This is a genomic window from Pandoraea sp. XJJ-1 (assembly GCF_026802345.1).
GTDB classification, from domain to species: domain Bacteria; phylum Pseudomonadota; class Gammaproteobacteria; order Burkholderiales; family Burkholderiaceae; genus Pandoraea; species Pandoraea cepalis.
The window spans coordinates 4122980-4143021 of sequence record NZ_CP113827.1 but is presented as its reverse complement, the minus strand read 5'-3'; the positions used below and the strand labels follow the sequence as shown (position 1 = coordinate 4143021).

General features: G+C 64.3%; 15 protein-coding genes and 1 riboswitch. Of the genes, 7 read left to right on the top strand and 8 right to left on the bottom strand.

Annotated features, from left to right (window positions below; genetic code table 11):
• The first annotated feature begins 107 nt into the window (after nucleotides 1-107).
• Entirely contained in the window at nucleotides 108-1211 is a 1104-nt protein-coding gene (locus OYT13_RS19100; RefSeq protein WP_261938074.1) for a hypothetical protein, read from the top strand.
• 139 nt (nucleotides 1212-1350) lie between these two features.
• Here the strand turns inward: OYT13_RS19100 and thiC are convergent, their stop codons facing one another.
• Nucleotides 1351-3267, bottom strand: a complete 1917-nt coding sequence (gene thiC / locus OYT13_RS19095; protein WP_017232837.1) for a phosphomethylpyrimidine synthase ThiC — start codon at nucleotides 3265-3267, stop codon at nucleotides 1351-1353.
• Nucleotides 3268-3340: 73 nt separating this feature from the next.
• A riboswitch (TPP riboswitch) is annotated at nucleotides 3341-3439 on the bottom strand.
• Nucleotides 3440-3831: 392 nt separating this feature from the next.
• Here thiC and OYT13_RS19090 point away from each other — a divergent pair.
• Nucleotides 3832-4287, top strand: a complete 456-nt coding sequence (locus OYT13_RS19090; protein WP_017232838.1) for a carboxymuconolactone decarboxylase family protein — start codon at nucleotides 3832-3834, stop codon at nucleotides 4285-4287.
• 37 nt (nucleotides 4288-4324) lie between these two features.
• Here OYT13_RS19090 and OYT13_RS19085 read toward each other — a convergent pair whose 3' ends face one another.
• On the bottom strand, nucleotides 4325-6010 hold the full coding sequence (locus tag OYT13_RS19085) for a hypothetical protein (protein WP_017232839.1): 1686 nt from the start codon (nucleotides 6008-6010) through the stop codon (nucleotides 4325-4327).
• Between the two features lie 233 nt (nucleotides 6011-6243).
• On the opposite strand from OYT13_RS19085, the gene blaOXA reads away from it, so the two are divergent.
• Nucleotides 6244-7116, top strand: coding sequence for a class D beta-lactamase (blaOXA, locus tag OYT13_RS19080; protein ID WP_017232840.1), 873 nt, complete (start codon nucleotides 6244-6246; stop codon nucleotides 7114-7116).
• Between the two features lie 73 nt (nucleotides 7117-7189).
• Here blaOXA and wrbA read toward each other — a convergent pair whose 3' ends face one another.
• From wrbA to OYT13_RS19065, 3 genes are all read right to left on the bottom strand, one after another.
• Nucleotides 7190-7822, bottom strand: a complete 633-nt coding sequence (gene wrbA / locus OYT13_RS19075) for an NAD(P)H:quinone oxidoreductase (protein WP_017232841.1) — start codon at nucleotides 7820-7822, stop codon at nucleotides 7190-7192.
• A 121-nt stretch (nucleotides 7823-7943) separates the two neighbouring features.
• Nucleotides 7944-8237 carry a hypothetical protein gene (locus OYT13_RS19070; RefSeq protein ID WP_017232842.1) on the bottom strand — a complete coding sequence of 98 codons (294 nt, stop codon included), beginning with the start codon at nucleotides 8235-8237 and terminating at the stop codon, nucleotides 7944-7946.
• A gap of 239 nt (nucleotides 8238-8476) precedes the next feature.
• Nucleotides 8477-9439, bottom strand: coding sequence for a LysR family transcriptional regulator (locus OYT13_RS19065; protein WP_017232843.1), 963 nt, complete (start codon nucleotides 9437-9439; stop codon nucleotides 8477-8479).
• A 213-nt stretch (nucleotides 9440-9652) separates the two neighbouring features.
• Between OYT13_RS19065 and OYT13_RS19060 the strand changes: the two genes are divergently transcribed.
• Both OYT13_RS19060 and OYT13_RS19055 read left to right on the top strand, forming a co-directional pair.
• Entirely contained in the window at nucleotides 9653-10720 is a 1068-nt protein-coding gene (locus tag OYT13_RS19060) for a bile acid:sodium symporter family protein (RefSeq protein WP_017232844.1), read from the top strand.
• Nucleotides 10721-10980: 260 nt separating this feature from the next.
• The gene (locus OYT13_RS19055; protein WP_017232845.1) at nucleotides 10981-12492 is read left to right on the top strand and encodes a DEAD/DEAH box helicase; all 1512 of its coding nucleotides are present in this window, start codon (nucleotides 10981-10983) and stop codon (nucleotides 12490-12492) included.
• 112 nt (nucleotides 12493-12604) lie between these two features.
• Here the strand turns inward: OYT13_RS19055 and gluQRS are convergent, their stop codons facing one another.
• Both gluQRS and OYT13_RS19045 read right to left on the bottom strand, forming a co-directional pair.
• Entirely contained in the window at nucleotides 12605-13450 is an 846-nt protein-coding gene (gene gluQRS, locus OYT13_RS19050; protein WP_268567902.1) for a tRNA glutamyl-Q(34) synthetase GluQRS, read from the bottom strand.
• A 113-nt stretch (nucleotides 13451-13563) separates the two neighbouring features.
• Nucleotides 13564-14463 carry a sulfurtransferase gene (locus tag OYT13_RS19045; RefSeq protein WP_051060100.1) on the bottom strand — a complete coding sequence of 300 codons (900 nt, stop codon included), beginning with the start codon at nucleotides 14461-14463 and terminating at the stop codon, nucleotides 13564-13566.
• Nucleotides 14464-14680: 217 nt separating this feature from the next.
• Here OYT13_RS19045 and dnaE point away from each other — a divergent pair, with 217 nt between their 5' ends.
• A complete protein-coding gene (gene dnaE / locus OYT13_RS19040; RefSeq protein WP_026131748.1) occupies nucleotides 14681-18274 on the top strand; it encodes a DNA polymerase III subunit alpha in 3594 nt (1197 codons plus the stop codon).
• A gap of 74 nt (nucleotides 18275-18348) precedes the next feature.
• Entirely contained in the window at nucleotides 18349-19200 is an 852-nt protein-coding gene (locus OYT13_RS19035) for a glycosyltransferase family 2 protein (protein ID WP_017232849.1), read from the top strand.
• A gap of 16 nt (nucleotides 19201-19216) precedes the next feature.
• Here OYT13_RS19035 and OYT13_RS19030 read toward each other — a convergent pair whose 3' ends face one another.
• Nucleotides 19217-20017 (bottom strand): glycosyltransferase family 2 protein, encoded by an 801-nt coding sequence (locus tag OYT13_RS19030; protein ID WP_442796422.1) that lies wholly within the window; start codon nucleotides 20015-20017, stop codon nucleotides 19217-19219.
• Between the last annotated feature and the right edge of the window lie 25 nt (nucleotides 20018-20042).

Genomic DNA, 20042 nt, shown 5'->3' with positions numbered 1-20042 from the left:
CAGAACCGACAATGGGCGCACGCCGCCTCGGGCATCGTGAACTTCGCCGCGACACCTTGTCGAGGCCGTGGCGACCGGCCACGTATCTCCCTACTGAGGATCTCACGATGATGAACGGCATCCAGGCATTCCACTATTCGCCGGGGTTGGGCAACGTTGCGGCAGCAGCCCCCATTGCGCTGACGCCAGGAGCAGGGCTCGCCAACGCCGCCGGCATTCCGCTGGTGCGCATCGCCAACGCTCGCGCCGACAGCCTGACGCACCCTTGGACCGCGAGCGCGGTGCGTGCCGTGCCAGTATCCCGCGGCATGGACAAGGCCTTCGGCAGCGATTTCCTGGGCGCATCGGCGGAAATCGAGGCGTCGGGCGAAGTCGCTGCCGGACGGTTCATACCCGAGGGGGGCGGCATTGACAGCGGCGAACTGGCCGCACTTGCGCTCGACGTTCCCGCGAATGGTGCAACGCGTGGCGCGCAACCGGTCCTGAGCGCTTCCGCCGTGCAAACGCTTCATGTGTGCGCCAGTGCGCAGGACACCGGCACACGAGGCGTATCGCCGGACGGTCGCAATCATCCTGTGGTCATGCCAGACGGGCGCAGCGAGCGGGCACAGATCTGCCGGGAGATTGTGAGCGGCTCGCTGCTCGGCACGGGCGGTCGCAACGGAACGGTGGCGTTCGATACCCGTCGCGACAACGTGGCGACGATCGTCGCGGATACCGCGCGCCGATGGACGGGCAAGCCGGCGCTGGCAGGGAGAAAGGAGTGGTCGAAGGCGTGCGAGGAACTGGAGTCGCCCGCCACGTTCATCGGGAAAGTGAACGATCGGCTGCACCAGGGATCGCGGGTCCTGCCGTCGCGCGAGAGCACCGAATGGATGCTTCGCGTGGGGTTCGCCGACGGCTTGCCGATGCACCAGGCCATGGTGCGCGCCGATCTGCCGCCGTCCGTCGGACTGGGCACGGACGAGTGGGTCAAACTCGCCCTCGGGGTAGAGCAACTGGGCGAGCGCCACTGGGCGCTTCGTCACACGGAGGTGATGAACGCGGCGGCGCTGCCCGCGACGAACACGAAGGCCTTCACGGCACTGGCGACGACGCTGTCGTCGCGGCCGCCGCATATCGCGACGCAGCGCCTGCGCAATCAACTGACGATGCGCGGTGTGCCGACGGTTCCGGCCAGCACCACGATCGACCCGTCTGCGCACGGCTAAGCGCGTTCGCCGCCTGATGGCCAGGCGTCATCCATGATAAAACGCGCCCGGTTTGACCCGGGCGCGTTAGCGGCCATCGTTGACGACGGGCAACCGTGCGACGGCGCGAGGCGAAACCCTCGCCGCCGCGTGCGTATCGTCAGGTACGACGATAGATCTCGGCGCCGTTCTTGACGAACTCCACGGCCTTGACTTCCATGCCCTGCTTGAGCGCCGCTTCGTCGGAAATGCCTTGCTTGGCGGCGTAATCGCGCACGTCCTGCGTGATCTTCATCGAGCAGAAGTGCGGTCCGCACATCGAGCAGAAGTGGGCAACCTTGGCGGAGTCCTTCGGCAGCGTTTCGTCGTGGAATTCGCGCGCCTTGTCCGGATCGAGACCCAGATTGAACTGGTCTTCCCAACGGAACTCGAAACGCGCCTTCGACAACGCATTGTCGCGAATCTGCGCGCCGGGGTGGCCCTTGGCGAGATCGGCGGCGTGCGCGGCGAGCTTGTACGTGATGATGCCTTCCTTCACGTCGTCCTTGTTCGGCAAACCGAGGTGTTCCTTCGGCGTGACGTAGCACAGCATGGCGGTGCCGTACCAGCCGATGGTCGCCGCCCCGATGCCCGACGTAATGTGGTCGTAGCCGGGGGCGATGTCCGTCGTCAGCGGTCCGAGCGTGTAGAACGGGGCTTCGTCGCAGTACTCGAGCTGGAGATCCATGTTCTCCTTGATGAGCTGCATCGGCACGTGGCCCGGGCCTTCGATCATCACCTGCACGTCGTGCTTCCACGCGATCTGTGTCAACTCACCCAGCGTCTTCAGCTCCGAGAGTTGTGCTTCGTCGTTGGCGTCATAGATCGAGCCCGGACGCAGGCCGTCGCCCAGCGAGAACGCGACGTCATAGGCCTTCATGATTTCGCAGATCTCTTCGAAGTGCGTGTACAGGAAGCTTTCCTTATGGTGCGCGAGGCACCACTTGGCCATGATCGAGCCGCCGCGGCTCACGATGCCAGTCATGCGGTTGGCGGTCATCGGTACGTACGCGAGGCGCACGCCGGCGTGAATCGTGAAGTAGTCGACGCCTTGCTCGGCCTGCTCGATGAGCGTGTCGCGGAACATTTCCCACGTCAGGTCTTCGGCCTTGCCATTCACCTTCTCGAGCGCCTGATAGATCGGCACCGTGCCGATGGGTACCGGGCTGTTGCGCAGGATCCATTCACGCGTCTCGTGGATGTGCTTGCCGGTCGACAGATCCATCACCGTGTCGCCGCCCCAGCGGATCGCCCACGTCATCTTGTCCACTTCCTCGCCGATCGACGAGGTCACGGCCGAGTTGCCGATGTTCGCGTTGATCTTCACGAGGAAGTTGCGGCCGATGATCATCGGCTCCGATTCCGGGTGGTTGATGTTGTTCGGGATGATGGCGCGACCGCGTGCGATTTCGCTGCGCACGAATTCCGGCGTGATTTCGGCGGGGAGGCTCGCGCCGAAATGCTGACCCGGATGCTGGCGCGAGAGCAGCTTGGCCAGACGCTCGCCCTGCGGGCCGGCGTTGCGCACGCTCTCGATGTATTCCTGACGGCGCAGGTTTTCGCGAATGGCGATGTATTCCATCTCGGGCGTGATGATGCCCTGACGCGCGTAGTGCATCTGCGTCACGTTCTTGCCGGCCTTGGCGCGGCGAGGCGTGCGATGCAGGCCCGGGAAACGCAGCTCGGCGGTGGCGTCGTCGGCGGCGCGCTCGCGGCCGTAGGCGGACGTCATGCCCGGCAGCGCTTCGGTGTCGCCGCGCTCCTCGATCCATGCCGCGCGCAGGGCGGGCAGGCCGGAGCGGATGTCGATCTGGGCGTCCGGATCGGTGTACGGACCGGAGGTGTCGTATACGAAGATCGGCGGATTCTTTTCACCGCCAAAGCTTGTCGGCGTGTCGGCTTGCGAGATTTCGCGCATCGGGACACGGAGGTCGGGGCGCGAGCCTTCGACGTAGATCTTGCGGGAATTCGGCAGCGGTGCGATCGCGGCTTCATCCACGCGCGCATTGGCTGAGAGGAACTTCGGATTGGCGTTCATGCAATGTCTCCTGGCGGGGCACGTGTTGACGCCGACAATTTCGGCGAAAAGCGGCTCAGGAGCATGAACGGGGGCGAGGAATTTCTACGCTCCCTGCGCTGGCATTATCCAGATCAGGTTCTAAGGGTATTTCTCACCCACAACTCACGTTGCAGGACCCCTGCGCTAGCTTTGCGGCAACAATACACTGACATGCCCGGCAAACACAAGCACGATACGTCCCGAAAAACGTGAACGGCCAATGCTGCGATGCGGCATAACACATGCGGGCGGACGCAAACGCTGGTTGGGCGGCGGCGTCAGGCGAGGGCGCGCGCGCTGACGTCACCGAGCGTGCGCGCCAGTCGTAGTGCGATGTCACCGGCCGGCGCCTTGGGCACCGCATTCCCGGATGTGCGGCTTGGCTCACTTTGGCCTGACAATTTTCGCCGGTCTTGGCCCTTCCGGGGGCGACAAGAGCTGCGTATCGTCGAAGGCGTGGAGGCATGGCAAGCGTGACAACGGCATGCCACCGGTGGGTGAAGCCTATTCTGAACGGAATTGAACGGAACGGAGAATCGATTCATGCTACGACTGAACTACATCAAGGCCGCGCCGCGCCCCTACGAACAAATGAGCGTGCTGAGCCAGTATTTCCATGACTGCGGCCTGCCGGGCGGCCTGGTCGAGCTGGTTTGGCTGCGAGCCTCGCAACTCAACGGCTGCGCATTCTGCATCGACATGCACGTGGTCGACGCCCTGAAAACGGGCATCGAACCGCGCCGTCTGCATTTGCTCGACGCCTGGCGTGAAACCGAGCTGTACTCGCCGGCCGAGCGTGCGGCGCTGGCATGGACGGAAGCCGTCACCAACGTCCAGGACGGGCATGTGCCGGACCCCCTGTTCGCCGAGCTGCGTGCGCATTACGACGACAAGCAGATCGCCGATCTGACGTTCGCCGTCGCCACCATCAATGCGTGGAACCGTATGGCGATCGCGTTTCGCGCGCCGCTGCCCAAGACGCCGCACGGCGTGCGGTGAGGGCAGGCCCGGCGCCACGTACGTCCTGACGCCATCGCTACTGCGCCAGGCGCACTTCGCGCTGAAACTCGCGCGGCATCAGCCGTAACGCGTCGCGGAAGAACCGCCGGTCGGGCGGGGGCAGGAGTGGCAGCACGCGGCCCAGCGACTGGGCGGCATGCACCGCCTGCGGCGAGTCGCCGTCCTGGTGCAGCGCGAACCACAACATCTCGAACCACAAGTTGGCCAGCTGCAACGGCTCGAAGCAGACGCGTCCCTCTTCATGGTCGGCGAGCGTCGTCGCCAGGACATCGGTCCAGCGCTGGAAACCCTTCGCCCGCGAGAAGGGCGCGCCGAATGGCTGCACGGCGTCGAGAAAGGCGTCGACAGTCAACGGCGTGCTCGCGCGCAGCGTCGCCAGATCGGGGTCGCGCCGCGCCGGCACGGCACCGCGCGCAATGCGTAACAGGAAGACTGTGTTCCAGACGGAATTGCCACCGACACCGAACCGGTCGCAGATCCACTCCGAGAGTCCGATCCAGCGCAGCGCCTGCCGCTGAACGTCCGTGGCGGCGAGCCGTCGGCCGGGATCGATGAGCGCGCCTTGCCAAAACAGCCACAACGACAGCCCGATGTTGGCCGCGACATGCTGCGCGAGTTCAATGGAGTCGGCTTCGAACGCGGCTTGCAGGGCGTCGGAAAAGGCGGCCAGCGCGTTCGCCGCCGACTGCTCCCGCGCGGGCATCGGGCCGCCGCGCGCGGCGTGCGACTTGTGCAGCAACGCCTGCAGGTTGCGGCTCTCGAAGCGAATGCGCGGGTTATAGACGAGACAGGGGGCGAGCGAGGCATCGTCGGCGATGCGTTGCAGGTGGGCGAACGCGCCGGCCTCGTCGCGTGACCCGTAGGCTTGCCAAGCCTGCACGATCCAGTGCATGGCGCGCAACGTGGGCGAGCCCGGCGGGTTCGCGCCAAAGGTCGCGGCGAGCGTTGCCAGCGTTCGATTCGTGCGTGCCGCGTCGCCCATGCGACGCCAGGCGATCGTCTCGGCAAGCAGGGCGATGCCGCGTTGCACGTCGTCCACGGCACACACCTGCGCTGCATGAAACGATGGAATCGCGCCGGTGCGCGGCTGGCGGCGTACCTCGCTCTGCGATGGCGCTTGGGGCGGCGCGAAGAACACGCCATCCTGCATATCGCGCTTGCCCAGCGTCAGGTGATGCCAGAACGCAATGTCCTGCATGACGTAATCGAGCGCCGGCGATGGGGTATCCGACGCCGCATCCTGTGCAAGCCCGAGAAACGAGGCGATCGCGCGACGCGGGTCGGCGGGCGTCGAGTCCTCGATCGTCACGGCGATGCGCGACATCTCATCGCGGGCGAGCCAGAATGGCCCTTTGCCCCGTCCGCGCGTCGGCAGCAGACGCGCATCGGCGAGTACATCGTCGCCCCAGCCCACGGCAACGCCCCAACGTGCAAAGTCGGAGAACGCGCGGCTGACCAGCATACGCAGATCGCCCGCCGCGCCGGCTTGACTGAACCGGATCTTCAACGAGGCAAGCGAGACCGACGACATCTCGTAATGCGCCGCATAGTAGACCCGCATCAACAACCAGAGGCTCTGATATCGCACCGGTTGGCCGTCGATGTGCTGGGGGGCGTCGAGGCGGACGACGAGCGTAGGTGCGCCCGTGGCGGAGGCCGACGTGACGGGCGTTGTGCTGCGCGAGGGAGGGGTGTCGGACATGGCGTCGAGGCGAGTCGAGTGGCGTCGGGCCACGGACGACGGCCGCACACGCGACGGAATCTACGAATGGGGTGCACCGATGATACGGCGGTTACGACGGTTACGGTAGCGTTGCTTTGTGCCTGCCGAAACGCAGACTATGCTGCAAACGCTCCCGGAAGCGGGCGCCTGGCCGGCGCCACCGACGTTCTTCCTGCCACCCCGATGGCACGAATTTAAATCAGGATAACGAAATGAAAATGAAGATCTCTCGCTGGGGACGCGGTGTTGTTGCCCTACCGGCGGCTGCGGCTGCGGCTGCCGCACTCGTCTCGGCGACTTTGTTCACCCCGCCGGCACAGGCAGAGGAAACCAAGGCATCGACGCAGGCGGCACCGGTGCGCATTATCGAGCGTGCCGACTGGGGCGAACGTTTCGCGGCGGAAGGGGTGAAGGGCACGATCATCGTGCTCGACGGTCACACGCGAACGTATCAGGCGTTCGATACCGCGCGTGCCGAGCGACGGGTATCGCCCGCATCAACTTACAAGGTCTTCAACAGTCTGCTCGCGCTGGAGTCGGGCGCGCTCGAGAACGAGCGCGAGATCATTCCCTGGGATGGCAAGCCGCGTCAGGTGAAGGCCTGGAATGCCGCGATGGATCTGCGCAGTGCGTTCCGGGTGTCGTGTCTGCCGTGCTATCAGGTCGTCTCGCACAAGATCGCGCGTGAATACGCGCAGGCAATGCTGGACGAAACCGGTTACGGCAATCGCACCATCGGCCGCGCCGCCGACGCCTACTGGGTCGACGACAGCCTGCGGATCTCGGCCCGCGAACAGGTCGACTTCTTGCAACGGCTCGCACGCGGCACACTGCCGTTTTCGGCGCACACGCAGGACATCGTGCGTCAGATCTCGATTGTCGAAGCCACGCCGGACTATGTGCTGCACGCCAAGACGGGCTGGTTCGACGAGAAGACGCCCAATATCGGCTGGTGGGTCGGCTGGATCGAGCGCGAAGGCAATATCACGAGCGTGGCGCTGCACATCGATATGGCGGGGGCCGCGGATGCGCCGAAGCGCGCGCGCATCGTGCGGGCCGTGTTGCAGGATCTGAAGCTGATCTGAGGACGGCGGGCGCCGTGGTAAGCCTCGCGCGGTGCGTAAGCCAACCGGCGGCGCGCCGCTCGACGAAAGCGGGCTACAGCGCGCGTCCGTGCTTAAGTGCGGACGCGATTTCCGCCACGTGACGGCCTTGCGTCCTCGCGATCTTCAACTCGTTCTCGCTGGGTTTGCGAGACCCATCGGCCGCGGCGAGCGTGGTCGCCCCGTAAGGCGTGCCGCCGGTGATTTCGCCCATGTTGGTGAGGCCAGGCTCGGTGTAGGGCACGCCGACGATGACCATGCCGTGGTGGAGCAGCGTGGTGTGAAAGCTCGTGATCGTCGTTTCCTGTCCGCCATGCTGCGTGCCTGTGCTGGCGAACACGCTGCCGACCTTGCCGACGAGCGCGCCCTTGGCCCATAGGCCACCGGTCTGATCCAGGAAGTTGCGCATCTGTGCGGTCATGTTGCCGAAGCGGGTCGGGGTGCCGAACAGGATCGCGTCGTAGTCGGCCAGTTGGTCGACGCGGGCGACGGGCACGTTCGCGAAGGCGGCGCGCGCCGCTTTCGCGCCGCTCTTTTCGAGCACTTCGTCGGGTACCAGCTCAGGGACTTGCATGACGGTGACATCGGTGCCGGCGACGCTGCGTGCGCCGTCGGCGACAGCTTCGGCCATCGTGTGGATATGCCCGAACATGCTGTAGAACACCACCAGGATCTTGGCGTTGGCCATGTGAATCTCCTTAGGGGTCGAGAGAGGCCGGCGTCACGGGCAATTCGCCGCGCGAGGCGAGCCGTTCCATGATAGTCGACGCTCGGGACGAAACACCGAATTCGTTGGGGGCCAGCCGCGCTTAACGCAGGCGCGCACCGATGAGGCAACCGAGCGCGAGTGCCGCGATGAGCACGGTCACGCTCGCCGATACCCCGCCCGCCAGCGCGAGCCCAGTGGCCGCCATGCCATGCGCCATGACTGCGGCCGGCACGAGCAACATGGCGCTCACGACACACCAACGCATCACATATCGCCACATGAAGCGACTGATGACATGCATGCGCGCGTCGAGTTGATGCCGTTGCCAGAATGACAGATCGGCCGCCGCGTGGAAGAGCCACAGCGGACTGAAGTATTTGATGAACAAGTCCATGACGCCATACCGGAAACATAATGCCCGCAGGGCGCGGGCATGTCGTCGAGGCACGATGGCGGGGCAAACGCCCGATGGCACAGTCATGCGCTTTGTAGGAGTCGACGCTCGATAATTGTAGCAGGCACTCACTTACATAGTGGTGCTGGCGTGCGGTGGGACAAGAGAAAATTTCACCGAAGTTCGCGCAATTCTGCTCGAAATTTCGACATCATGTCGCATCTCCCATCATGTCAGGGTCAGGTTGGGCTGTCGTGTGCCTCCCCACGTTTTCCCGGCGGGGCAGTCAGCGCGTGCGACGTCTTGGCCGTGATTTCCTGGATCAATGCCCAGACCGACTGTGCGGCGGGCGAGAGCGTGCGGTTCTTGCGGCGCACGAGCATGATGGTGCGGTCGAGTTGCGGCACGAGCGGCAGGGCGACAAGGCGGTCCCCATGCGCCGGTAGTCCCGGCATCGCGGGAAGTGCCAGAGCCGGCATGATGCTGATGCCGATGCCCGCTTCGATCATTCGGAAGACCGTGATCGCATGCCCGACTTCCTGCGCCACCTGGCAATAGGCGCCATGTTCGGCCAACGCCCGGTCGATCAGCGGTCGGCTACCCGACGCGTAGTCGAGCAGTACGAGCTTTTCGCCGTTGAGTTCCTCCCACGTCACCTGTGTCTGTGTCGCAAAACGATGTGAGCGGTCGCACACGACGAGAAACGGTTCCACCATGATGGGCTCGCCGACCAGATCCTCGGTTCCTTCCGACGCGACGATGACGCCGAAATCCACTTCACCGTGTCGCACGCTGTCGCTCGCGAGCGTCTGCACCTGATCGCGCAGCAAGAGCGTGATGTCCGGGTAGCGGGCCGCACAGGCGGAGATGCATTCGGGCATCAGATTGGCGGAAATCGTGGGCGCGCTGGCGACACGTACCCGGCCTCGCCGCTCTTCGGCCAAACCATGGGTGTCGCGCAGGGCACTCTCCAGCTCGTCGAGCACCCGGGCGAGCGTTGCCGAGAGGCTAGCGCCCACTTCGGTCAGGGTGACCTCCCGCGTGGTCCGGTCCACCAACTTGAGTCCGAGTTCTTGCTCCAATTCACGGATACATCGGCTGACGGCAGGCTGGGTCAGGCCGATGTCCTCGCCGGCACGGCTGAAACTCCCGTGGTTGGCCACTGCGAGGAACACTTTGAGCTGGCGCAGCGAAATATTCATGCGTGTTTGGTATGAATAATTTTTTTAAATGAATTTGTATTTTAACTGCCCTTGCGCTCTAATACGTAAAAACCCGTATCGCGAGCGCACACTTCCGGTCATCCTCGATCGTTTGTCGATCGGCTGACCGACGATCGCTGGCGGCCGCCGCGCCGTCGCGTCCTGTGTGCTGGCGGACGGGCTTTGTCTTTTCCGACGGATTCGAGATCGACGATGGCCAGACCGCGTTACCTTCCCGACAATTTCACGCTGATGCTTGTGGCGACTGTCGCGCTTGCCAGCTTCCTGCCAGCGCACGGCGAAGGGCGAGTCGCTTTCAACCTGCTCACCAACGTGGCGATTGCCGCCCTGTTCTTCCTGCACGGCGCCAAGCTCTCGCGCGAGGCGGTGCTCGCCGGTGCGACGCACTGGCGTCTGCACCTGCTGGTGTTCGCCAGCACGTTCGCCGTCTTCCCGATCGTCGGCCTGGCGCTCAAGCCGATGCTCTCGTGGATGGTGACGCCGGATCTGTATCTGGGCATCCTCTTTCTGTGTACGCTGCCGGCAACGGTGCAGTCCGCCATCGCATTCACCTCGATCGCCCGGGGCAATGTACCGGCGGCGGTGTGCAGCGCGTCGGCGTCGAGCCTGTTCGGTATATTCATCACGCCAGTGCTCGTCGGCCTGGTGGTCATCCATCACAACGGTGCGAACGGCGCGTCGCCGTTCGCCTCCATCGGCAATATCATGTTGCAACTGCTCGCGCCATTCATCGCGGGGCAAGTGTCGCGCAAGGCCATCGGCAAGTGGGTCGAGCGCAATCGCGGATTGCTCAAGATCGTCGATCAGGGCTCGATTCTGCTGGTGGTCTACACGGCGTTCAGCGAAGCGGTGAACACGGGCTTGTGGCACCAGGTTTCGCCGCTGGCGTTGCTCGGCCTGCTGGGTTGCTGCGCGGTGATTCTGGCGATCATGCTCGCCTTCACCACCTATTCCGCCCGCTGGCTCGGGTTCTCCCGCGAGGACGAGATCACTATTGTCTTCTGCGGATCGAAGAAGAGCCTTGCGAGCGGTATTCCGATGGCAAAGGTGCTGTTTGCGACCGGGCCGCTCGGCGCCATCGTGTTGCCGCTGATGCTGTTTCACCAGATGCAGCTGATGGTGTGCGCCGTACTCGCGCAGCGCTACGCCAATCGCCAGCGCGCGGCCCAGGCGGGCAGGACGATCAAGGCGGGCGCGGCGAAGCCGGCCTTGCGTGACGGCAAGCCCGACAATAGCGCCAACGCCGGCGCGGGCCGCTGAGCGCGGAATCCGGGCAGAACACAGCCCGTCAACGGCGACTGTCACACGTTGGTCGTGCGCAAGTGCTAGAATTGCGCTTGTTTTGCTTCTTCATGACCTCCCTGGTCCGGCGGCGCCCGACGCATCTGTCCCTCGACAGGCCCCTCTCGCGCCAGCCCCGAGCATGGCGCGCAGCGCCCCTTGAATCTTCGCGAGTGAGCTTTGATGCGGAATCCTTCCGCGTGGCGGCCCCCGTTTTTTAAAAGAGATGTCCCTCCACCATGGCTGATGTAAATGCTGTTCCGACCCCCGGCTTCGATAGCTTTGGGCTGCATGCGGACATCTTGCGGGCCATCGCCGAGCAGGGCTACACCCAGCCGACGCCGATCCAGGCGCAGGCCATCCCGGTGGTGCTGTCCGGACGTGACGTCATGGGCGCCGCGCAAACGGGAACGGGCAAGACCGCCAGCTTTTCGCTGCCGATCATCCAGCGCTTGCTGCCCGAAGCCAACACGAGTGCATCGCCTGCCCGTCACCCGGTGCGTGCGCTGATTCTTACGCCGACGCGCGAACTTGCCGATCAGGTTGCCGAGAACGTGCGCGCCTACGCGGGGCACACGCCGTTGCGCAATACGGTGGTGTTCGGCGGCGTCGACATGAATCCGCAGAAGGATGCGTTGCGACGCGGCGTTGAGATCCTGATCGCCACGCCAGGTCGCTTGCTCGATCACGTCGAACAAAAGACGGTGAATCTGAGCCAGGTGAAGATGCTCGTGCTCGACGAGGCCGACCGCATGCTGGACATGGGCTTCCTGCCCGACCTTCAGCGCATTCTGAATTTGCTGCCGAAGCAGCGCCAGACGCTTCTGTTTTCGGCCACGTTCTCGAACGAGATCAAAAAACTCGCGTCGAGCTATCTCACGAATCCGCTCACGATCGAAGTCGCCCGCCGCAATGCCACGGCCGACAATGTCGAGCAGGTTGTCTATCAAGTGGATGAAGACGACAAGCGCGCCGCCGTGGTGCAGATTCTGAAGGAGCGCGATCTCAAGCAGGTCATCGTGTTCGTCAACAGCAAGGTCGGTGCGAGCCGACTGGCGCGCCAGTTGGAGCGCGAGGGCATCGTAACGGCCGCGATTCACGGCGACAAGTCGCAGAACGAGCGTATGCAAGCGCTCGAAGCGTTCAAGCAAGGCGGTATTCAGGCGCTTGTGGCCACCGACGTTGCAGCGCGCGGGCTGGACATCTCGGATCTGCCGGGCGTGATCAACTACGATCTGCCGTACAACCCGGAAGACTATGTGCACCGTATCGGTCGCACGGGCCGCGCGGGTGCGTCGGGTGAGGCAATCTCGCTGTGCGCCCCCGACGAACGCAAGCAAATCGTGGAAATCGAAAAGCTGATCAAGCACGAACTCAAGCGTGGAGAGTTGGTGCTGGAGCGTCGTAGCCGGTCGCGCGACGACCGCAGCGAGCGCGTTGTTGACCGCGGCGATCGCGGTGACCGTAGTGAGCGCGGTGAGCGTAGTGACCGTAGCGAGCGCCACAGTCGCCACGACGGCCTGCGGGCCAGCCGTAGCGGCGGCAGTGCCGCACCGCGCCGTGTTCGTCCGGAAGACGAGTTCTTCTACAAGCCGTACGAGCCGTCGCCGTCGGCGAGTGAGCCGCAGCATGATGCTCGTTCGTCGCAGGAGTCCGCTGTGCCGACGTCGTTTGGTGGGTTGCCTGACAAGGCGCCGAAGCGTCAGGTGGCGGCGTTGCTTGCCGGCTTCCCGCGCAAGGCGAGCCACTGAGTCGATGATGGATGGCGGCGCGCATTGAAGATGCGTGTTGAAGTTGAAAAGCCAGCGTAGTTGCGCTGGCTTTTTTCATGTTGGGGAACGGTAACGAAGGCAGGTGCGGGCTTCATTGCCTGTGCTGAGCCCGCCAAGCCTGTATCGCTGCGGCGTAGAAGTCTTCACGATGGGAGACGTGGGTGAGCGTCGCCGGTAATCCGAGATGTGCCGCGGCGTCCTTGAGCGCGCAGAGCGTCGCGTTTGCCGTGTCGAGGACAAGCGGGGCCGCGCCATTCTGTTTGCTCAGCTTTTCGCCGTCGTCGGCCATGACCAACGGTACGTGCAGATAGCGTGGCGTGGGGGCATCGAGACACGCCTGCAGATAGATCTGGCGCGCCGTCGAATCCAGCAAATCCGCGCCGCGCACGATATCGGTCATGCCTTGTGTCTGATCGTCGACGACCACGGCCAACTGATAGGCCCATTGGCCGTCGGCACGTTTGAGCACGAAGTCGCCGACCTCGGTCGCCAGATCCTGCGTCTGCGGGCCCATCCAGCGATCCTCGAAACGGATGCGAGCGGCCTCGCCGTCCGGGACTCGCAAGCGCCAGGCGCGAGGTGTTTTGCCGTGAAGGCCGTGGCGGCACGTGCCCGGATACGCGAGCGTGCGGTGGCGCGCGTGCACGCGGGTGAGCGAATCGGCGATTTCGCGTCGCGTGCAGCCACAGGGGTAAACGAGGCCGCGCGCGATGAGCGAGGCGAGCGCCTGTTCATACTGCGCGTGTCGCTGACTTTGCCAGACGACCGGCTCGTCCGAATGCAGGCCCAGACGCGTCAGCGTCGCGAGAATGGCGTCGGCCGCCCCCGGCTCACACCGCGGTTCGTCAAGATCTTCCATACGGACGATCCAGACGCCGTCGTGCGCGCGGGCATCAAGCCAACTGGCCAGGGCGGTGACGAGCGAGCCACGGTGCAGCGGCCCAGTCGGGGAGGGCGCGAAGCGGCCCCGGTAACGCGTACCCCGGTAGCACGCATCAGGGCTGGCGGGCGGCGCGGCGTCGTGCGGGCGGGCGTGAGCCACCGGCGCGCTCAGGCAGACGGGGCAGATGGCGCTGACGGGGCGGCAGTGATGGCCTTCTCAAGCGTGTTGGCCGCCGTGCGGCTGCCCACACACGCAGGACAATGCTCGCCTTCGACGTAAGCCGGGCTGCGCTGATCCTCGGCGGTGACCACGGCGCGACAGGCGAAGCACTGCTGGGTCGTCGACGGCGTGAGGTCTGGCGTGAGCGCCGTACGGTAATCGAACACGAAGCAGTCGCCTTGATAGTGCGCGCCGCCAACGTCCTCGAAGTATTTGAGAATGCCGCCGTCGAGCTGATACGTATGCTCGAGGCCGATGTCGCGCATGTAGATCGCGGCCTTTTCGCACCGAATGCCACCGGTGCAGAACGACACGATGGTCTTGCCTTCGAAGTCATCGCGGTGAGCGGCAACGACGTCGGGGAATTCCGAGAATTTGGTCAGACGATAGTCGACGGCGTTGTCGAACGTACCGACATCGACTTCGAAGTCGTTGCGCGTGTCGAGCATTACCACCGGGCGGCCTTCATCGTCCTGGCCGGCGTCGAGCCAGCGCTTGAGCGTGACCGGATCGATGCCGGGCGCCCGTCCGTCCGCCGGCTTGATGACCGGCATTTTCATCGTGATGATCTCTTTCTTCGGGCGCACCAGCATCCGGCGGAACGGCTGCGCCTCGGAGAGACTTTCCTTGACGGCCAGATCGGCGAACCGGGCGTCGGCGCGCAGTTCGGCGAGGAAGGCGTCGACGGCTTCGCGCGAGCCGGCCAGAAACAGGTTGATGCCCTCCGGCGCGAGCAGGATGGTGCCCTTCAGGTCGAGCGCCTGGCAGCGTGCCTGCAGGGCGGGACGGAGGGTCGCGATGTCGTCGAGCGTGACGAACTTGTACGCAGCGATGTTGACGATAGACATGGCAACGGGATTTCGCAAAAGCGTGAAGCAATAAAGCGCCATTATCGCCGATTCGGCGCGAACGCACTTTGATTTCACCCCGGATTTCGCCGAATCGGACAGCATCCCGGTCACGGCGGGGAGGAATTCCGAGTGCCCGCCCGGTCTCATCCGAAAAGCGCGCCAAAGTGGGACGTTTCGCGACGCGGGGCGCTGCATCCGGGGGCGGCGCGTTACAATACGGCCCATGTCAGAACCTCGCTTCGTCCACCTCCGTCTCCATTCCGAATACTCGATCGCCGATGGCATCGTGCGGCTCGACGACGTCGTCAAGGCCGCCGCCAAGGATGGTCAGGGCGCGCTCGCGCTGACCGACCTCGCGAACATGTTCGGCGCCATCCGTTTTTACAAGGAAGCCCGCGGCAAGGGCGTCAAGCCGATCATTGGCTGCGATGCCTGGATCACGAATCCGGTCGACCGCGACAAGCCGTCGCGGCTGTTGCTGCTCGCACGCGACAGAGAGGGCTATCTGAACCTGTGCCAGTTGCTCTCCAAGGCGTGGCTCGGCAACCAGTGGCGCGGGCGGGCGGAGATCGAATCGTCATGGCTCCAGGCCGACGGTCTGGCGCGCGGTCTGCTGGCACTCTCCGGGGCCCAGATGGGCGATGTCGGTGCGGCGCTGGCGGCCGGCAACCCCGAGCAGGCGCTGCAATGCGCGCAGCACTGGGCGAGCGTTTTCCCCGGGGCGTTTTATATCGAGTTGCAGCGCACCGGCCAGGCGGGCATGGAGATGTACGTGCAGCAGGCGGTGCAGCTGGCGGCGAAAGCGGGCCTGCCGGTCGTTGCCACGCATCCGATTCAGTTCATGACGTCGGACGACTTCACCGCGCACGAGGCGCGCGTGTGTATTTCCGAAGGCGAGATGCTGGGCAACGCGCGCCGTGTGCGGCGGTTCACGCAGGATCAGAGTTTCCGCACGCAGGACGACATGATCGCCGCGTTTGAAGACGTGCCCTCTGCAGTGGCGAATACCGTCGAGATTGCCAAGCGCTGCAACGTGACACTCGAGCTCGGCAAGCCGAAGCTGCCGCTGTTCCCCACGCCGGACGGCATGTCGCTCGACGACTATCTCGTGCACCTGTCCAAGGAAGGGCTGGAGACGCGTCTCGCCCAACTGTTCCCCGACGAGGCCGAGCGCGACGCGCAGCGTCCCGAGTATTACAAGCGGCTCGACTTCGAGACCGGCACGATCATCAAGATGGGCTTCCCCGGCTACTTCCTGATCGTGGCGGACTTTATCCAGTGGGCGAAGAACAATGGTGTCCCGGTAGGGCCGGGGCGCGGGTCGGGGGCGGGTTCGCTCGTGGCTTATGCGCTGGGCATCACCGACCTCGACCCGCTCAAGTACAACCTGCTGTTCGAGCGCTTCCTGAATCCGGAACGCGTTTCGATGCCCGACTTCGACATCGACTTCTGTCAGGACGGGCGCGATCGCGTCATTCAGTATGTGAAGGACAAATACGGCGCCGACGCCGTCTCGCAGATCGCAACGTTCGGCTCGATGGCCGCGAAGGCGGCGGTGCGCGACGTTGGCCGCGTGCTCGATCTGGGCTACAACTTCGTCGACGGTATCTCCAAGCTGATTCCGTTCAAGCCGGGCAAGCACGTCACCATCGACGACGCGCTCAAAGAAGAGCCGCAACTTGCCGAGCGCTTCCAGACCGAGGACGAAGTCAAGCAGTTGATCGAGCTGGCGCAGCGCGTTGAAGGCCTCACGCGTAACGTCGGCATGCACGCGGGCGGCGTGTTGATCGCACCGGGCAAGCTGACGGATTTCTGTCCCCTGTACACGCAGGGCAGCGGCGAAGATGCCAGCGGCGTGGTGAGCCAGTACGACAAGGACGACGTGGAAGCCGTCGGCTTGGTGAAGTTCGACTTTTTGGGTCTGACCACGCTGACGATCCTGAATTGGGCCGAGCGCTACATCAAGCGGCTGCATCCGGAGATGGCGGACTGGTCGCTCGACCAGGTTTCGCTCACAGATCCGGCCGCCTTCAGCATCCTGAAGAAAGCCAATACGGTGGCGGTGTTCCAGCTGGAAAGCCGCGGCATGCAGGGCATGTTGAAGGACGCCCAGCCGGACCGGTTCGAGGACATTATCGCGCTGGTGGCGTTGTATCGTCCGGGCCCGATGGACCTGATCCCGAGCTTCTGCGCCCGTAAGCACGGCCGCGAGAAGGTAGAGTACCCGGACCCGCGCGTCGAGCCGGTGCTCCAGGAGACCTACGGCATCATGGTCTACCAGGAGCAGGTGATGCAGATGGCGCAGATCATCGGCGGCTACTCGCTAGGTGGCGCCGATTTGTTGCGTCGCGCGATGGGCAAGAAGAAGGCTGAGGAGATGGCTCAGCACCGCGAGATTTTCGCGCAGGGTGCGGCGGCGAACGGCCTCACACGCGAAAAGTCGGACGAGATCTTCGACTTGATGGAGAAATTCGCGGGCTACGGTTTCAACAAGTCGCACGCCGCGGCGTACGCACTGCTGGCCTATTACACCGCGTGGCTGAAAGCACACCATCCCGCCGAATTCATGGCCGCCAATATGAGCTTGGCCATGGACGACACGGACAAGGTCAAGATTCTCTACGAAGACTGCCTGACCAGCGCCAATGGCCTGGGCGTGCTGCCCCCGGATGTGAACGTCTCCGCCTATCGATTCGAGCCGGCCGACGCGAAGACGGTGCGTTACGGCCTGGGCGCGATCAAGGGGAGCGGTCAGTCGGCCATCGAGGAAATTCTGCGGGCGCGCGAAGGGAAACCGTTCACCGATCTGTTTGACTTCTGCGCCCGCATCGATCGTCGTGTGGTGAACCGTCGCACGATCGAAGCGCTCATTCGTGCCGGTGCCTTCGACAGCATTCATGCCAATCGTGCGCAGTTGATGGCGTCGGTGCCGTTGGCGATGGAAGCCGCGGAGCAGGCGAGTGCGGCGGCCAATCAGGTCAGCCTGTTCGATCTTGGTGACGAAAGCCTGCAGGCGCCGCTCGAGCTGGCCGACGAGCCGGCCTGGACCGACAAGCGCAAGTTGCAGGAAGAGAAGCAGGCGCTCGGCTTCTATCTGTCGGGCCACATGTTCGATTCCTACGCCGAGGAAGTGCGGCGCTTCGTCCGGACCCGCATTCGAGACCTGACAGAGGGCCGCGACAGGCTGGTCGCCGGCGTGATTGCCAGCATGCGCACGATGATGACCCAGCGCGGCAAGATGCTGATCGTACAGCTCGACGACGGCACGGCAACGCTCGAAGTCACGATCTTCAACGAGCAGTTCGAAGCGAACAAGCACCTCTTCAAGGAAGACGAACTACTCATCGTGCAGGGCAACGCACGCCCGGACAGCTTCACCGGCGGCCTGCGCTTCACCGTGGAGAGCTTGATGGATCTCGGCCGTGCGCGGGCGCGTTTCGCGCGTGCGCTCAAGTTGTCGTTCAACGGCAATGCCGATTGGACGCGCCTGCGCGCCACGCTGCAACCGCACTGCACGATGTACCGCGTCGCGGCAATGGCAGGCGCGGGCGGCGGTTCCCGTGGGGGCGGCGGCGGCTTCAACGGCGGCGGAGGCGGCGGTGGCGGTGGCCGGAGCGGTGCCTTCGGACGTCGCAATGACGACGACAACGACAAGCAGAACGGCTTGCCGGTGCACATCGTGTATCGCCGTCCTGATGCCGAATGCGAGTCGCGACTGGGTGACGACTGGAAGGTCCAGCCGGGCGACGAATTGCTCGGCGAGCTTCGCCAGTGGCTCACGACCGATTCGGTGCAAATCATCTATTGAGGCAGGCGAGGCGGTGCGGCGTTGCATGACGCCGCGAGATGCCGTGCGTCTTTCGATACAACAAGGAAATCCGGATGTTCTCCATCATCGTTCCGACGTGGAACAATCTCGCCTTGCTGCAACTTTGCGTGCGCAGCATTCGCGAGAATTCGAGTCATCCGCATCAGATCATCGTCCACATCAACGACGGCTCAGACGGCTCGCTCGACTGGGTGCGGGCCGAGGGGATCGAGCATACGGCGTCGCCGGACAACATCGGTATCTGCTACGCCGTGAATCAGGCGGCAGCGCTTGCCCGTGAAAAGTACATCGTCTACCTGAACGACGACATGTATTGCTGCCCGGGCTGGGATCGTGCGCTGATCGAGCGTGCCGAAGCCATGCCCGACAAGGCCTTCATGCTCTCGGGCACTATGATCGAGCCGGTCGACACCGGCAATCCCTGCGTGCTTGTGCAGGACTTCGGCCGCGACGTCGATACGTTCGATGAGGCGGGGCTGCTCGCTGCCGTGCCGACCTACCGCAAGCCGGACTGGTTCGGCGCCACTTGGCCGCCGACGCTCGTGCACCGCGATTGGTGGTTTCTCGTCGGCGGTTACAGCACCGAGCTTAGCCCTGGCATGAGCAGCGACAATGACTTCTCGATGAAGATGTGGGCAGCGGGCGCACGCCGTTTCGTTGGCGTTGGCGCGAGCCTTGTGTACCACTTTCAGTGCAAGAGTACGGGCAAGGTGGTGAAGAACGACGGTCGCACGCAGTTTCTGCGCAAGTGGGGCATGACACAGTCCATTTTCGACCGCTATTACCTGCGCCGTGGCAAGCCGGTGCCGGCAGGTAACGACGGACGGCTGCCCGAGCCGGTCAATGACGGCAAGCTGCGCTGGGAATTGTTCCGCTCGCGTGTGAAGCGGGCGCTCGCCAAGTAATTGGGCCGAGGGTGCGTCAGGCGTCTGCGCGCCGCAGCAGCGCGTACTTCAGAAACGCGCTGCGGGCATTCATCCGCGCAATCGCGGCGCCCGTGGCGCCGTCGAGAAATCCTCTGCGCAGTAAATACGTGCGCACGAACGCCCATCCGCCATTGATCCAAGGTTTCAGCGGCGAGACGCGTTTGCCGCGCAACGCCATCTCCGTCGCCCCCGCGCGCGCATACCGCTGAACCTTGTCTTCGACCTGACGAACCTCGGTATAGCTGTAATGCAGCAGGTGATGCGCAAGGGTGCCGACCTCGCCGTCGACGATCACCCGCTCATGCACGAGATTGTCGGAGAAGCGTCCGGCCTCGCGCCGAAACAGTCGCAACACGTAGTCCGGGTACCAGCCGCAATGCCGCACCCAGTGTCCGAGGAACTGCGACAGGCGAGGCATGCGGAAGCCCGCGTAGCCGCCGCGGTCACTGCTGGCAATCGCCGCCGCAATCTCGGCCGCCAGTTCTGGCGTGACGCGTTCATCGGCGTCGAGTGACAGCACCCAGGGCTGTGTCGCAAGCGACAGCGCGCGATTCTTCTGGGGGCCGAAGCCGGGCCAGTCGGCGGTGACGTGCACCTCGGCGCCTGCGGCGCGAGCGATGTCCGTCGTGCCGTCCGTGCTCGCGTTATCGAGCACGACGATCTGCGACGCCAACGACTGCACCGACGTGATGCAATCGGCAATGTTGTGACGCTCGTTGCGCGTGAGAATCGTTACCGTGAGCGGCAGACGCGGCGAACATTCGAGCGAGGTGGCAGGCGATGAAGCTTCAATCATGACAACTCACGAAATGGCGGCGTCC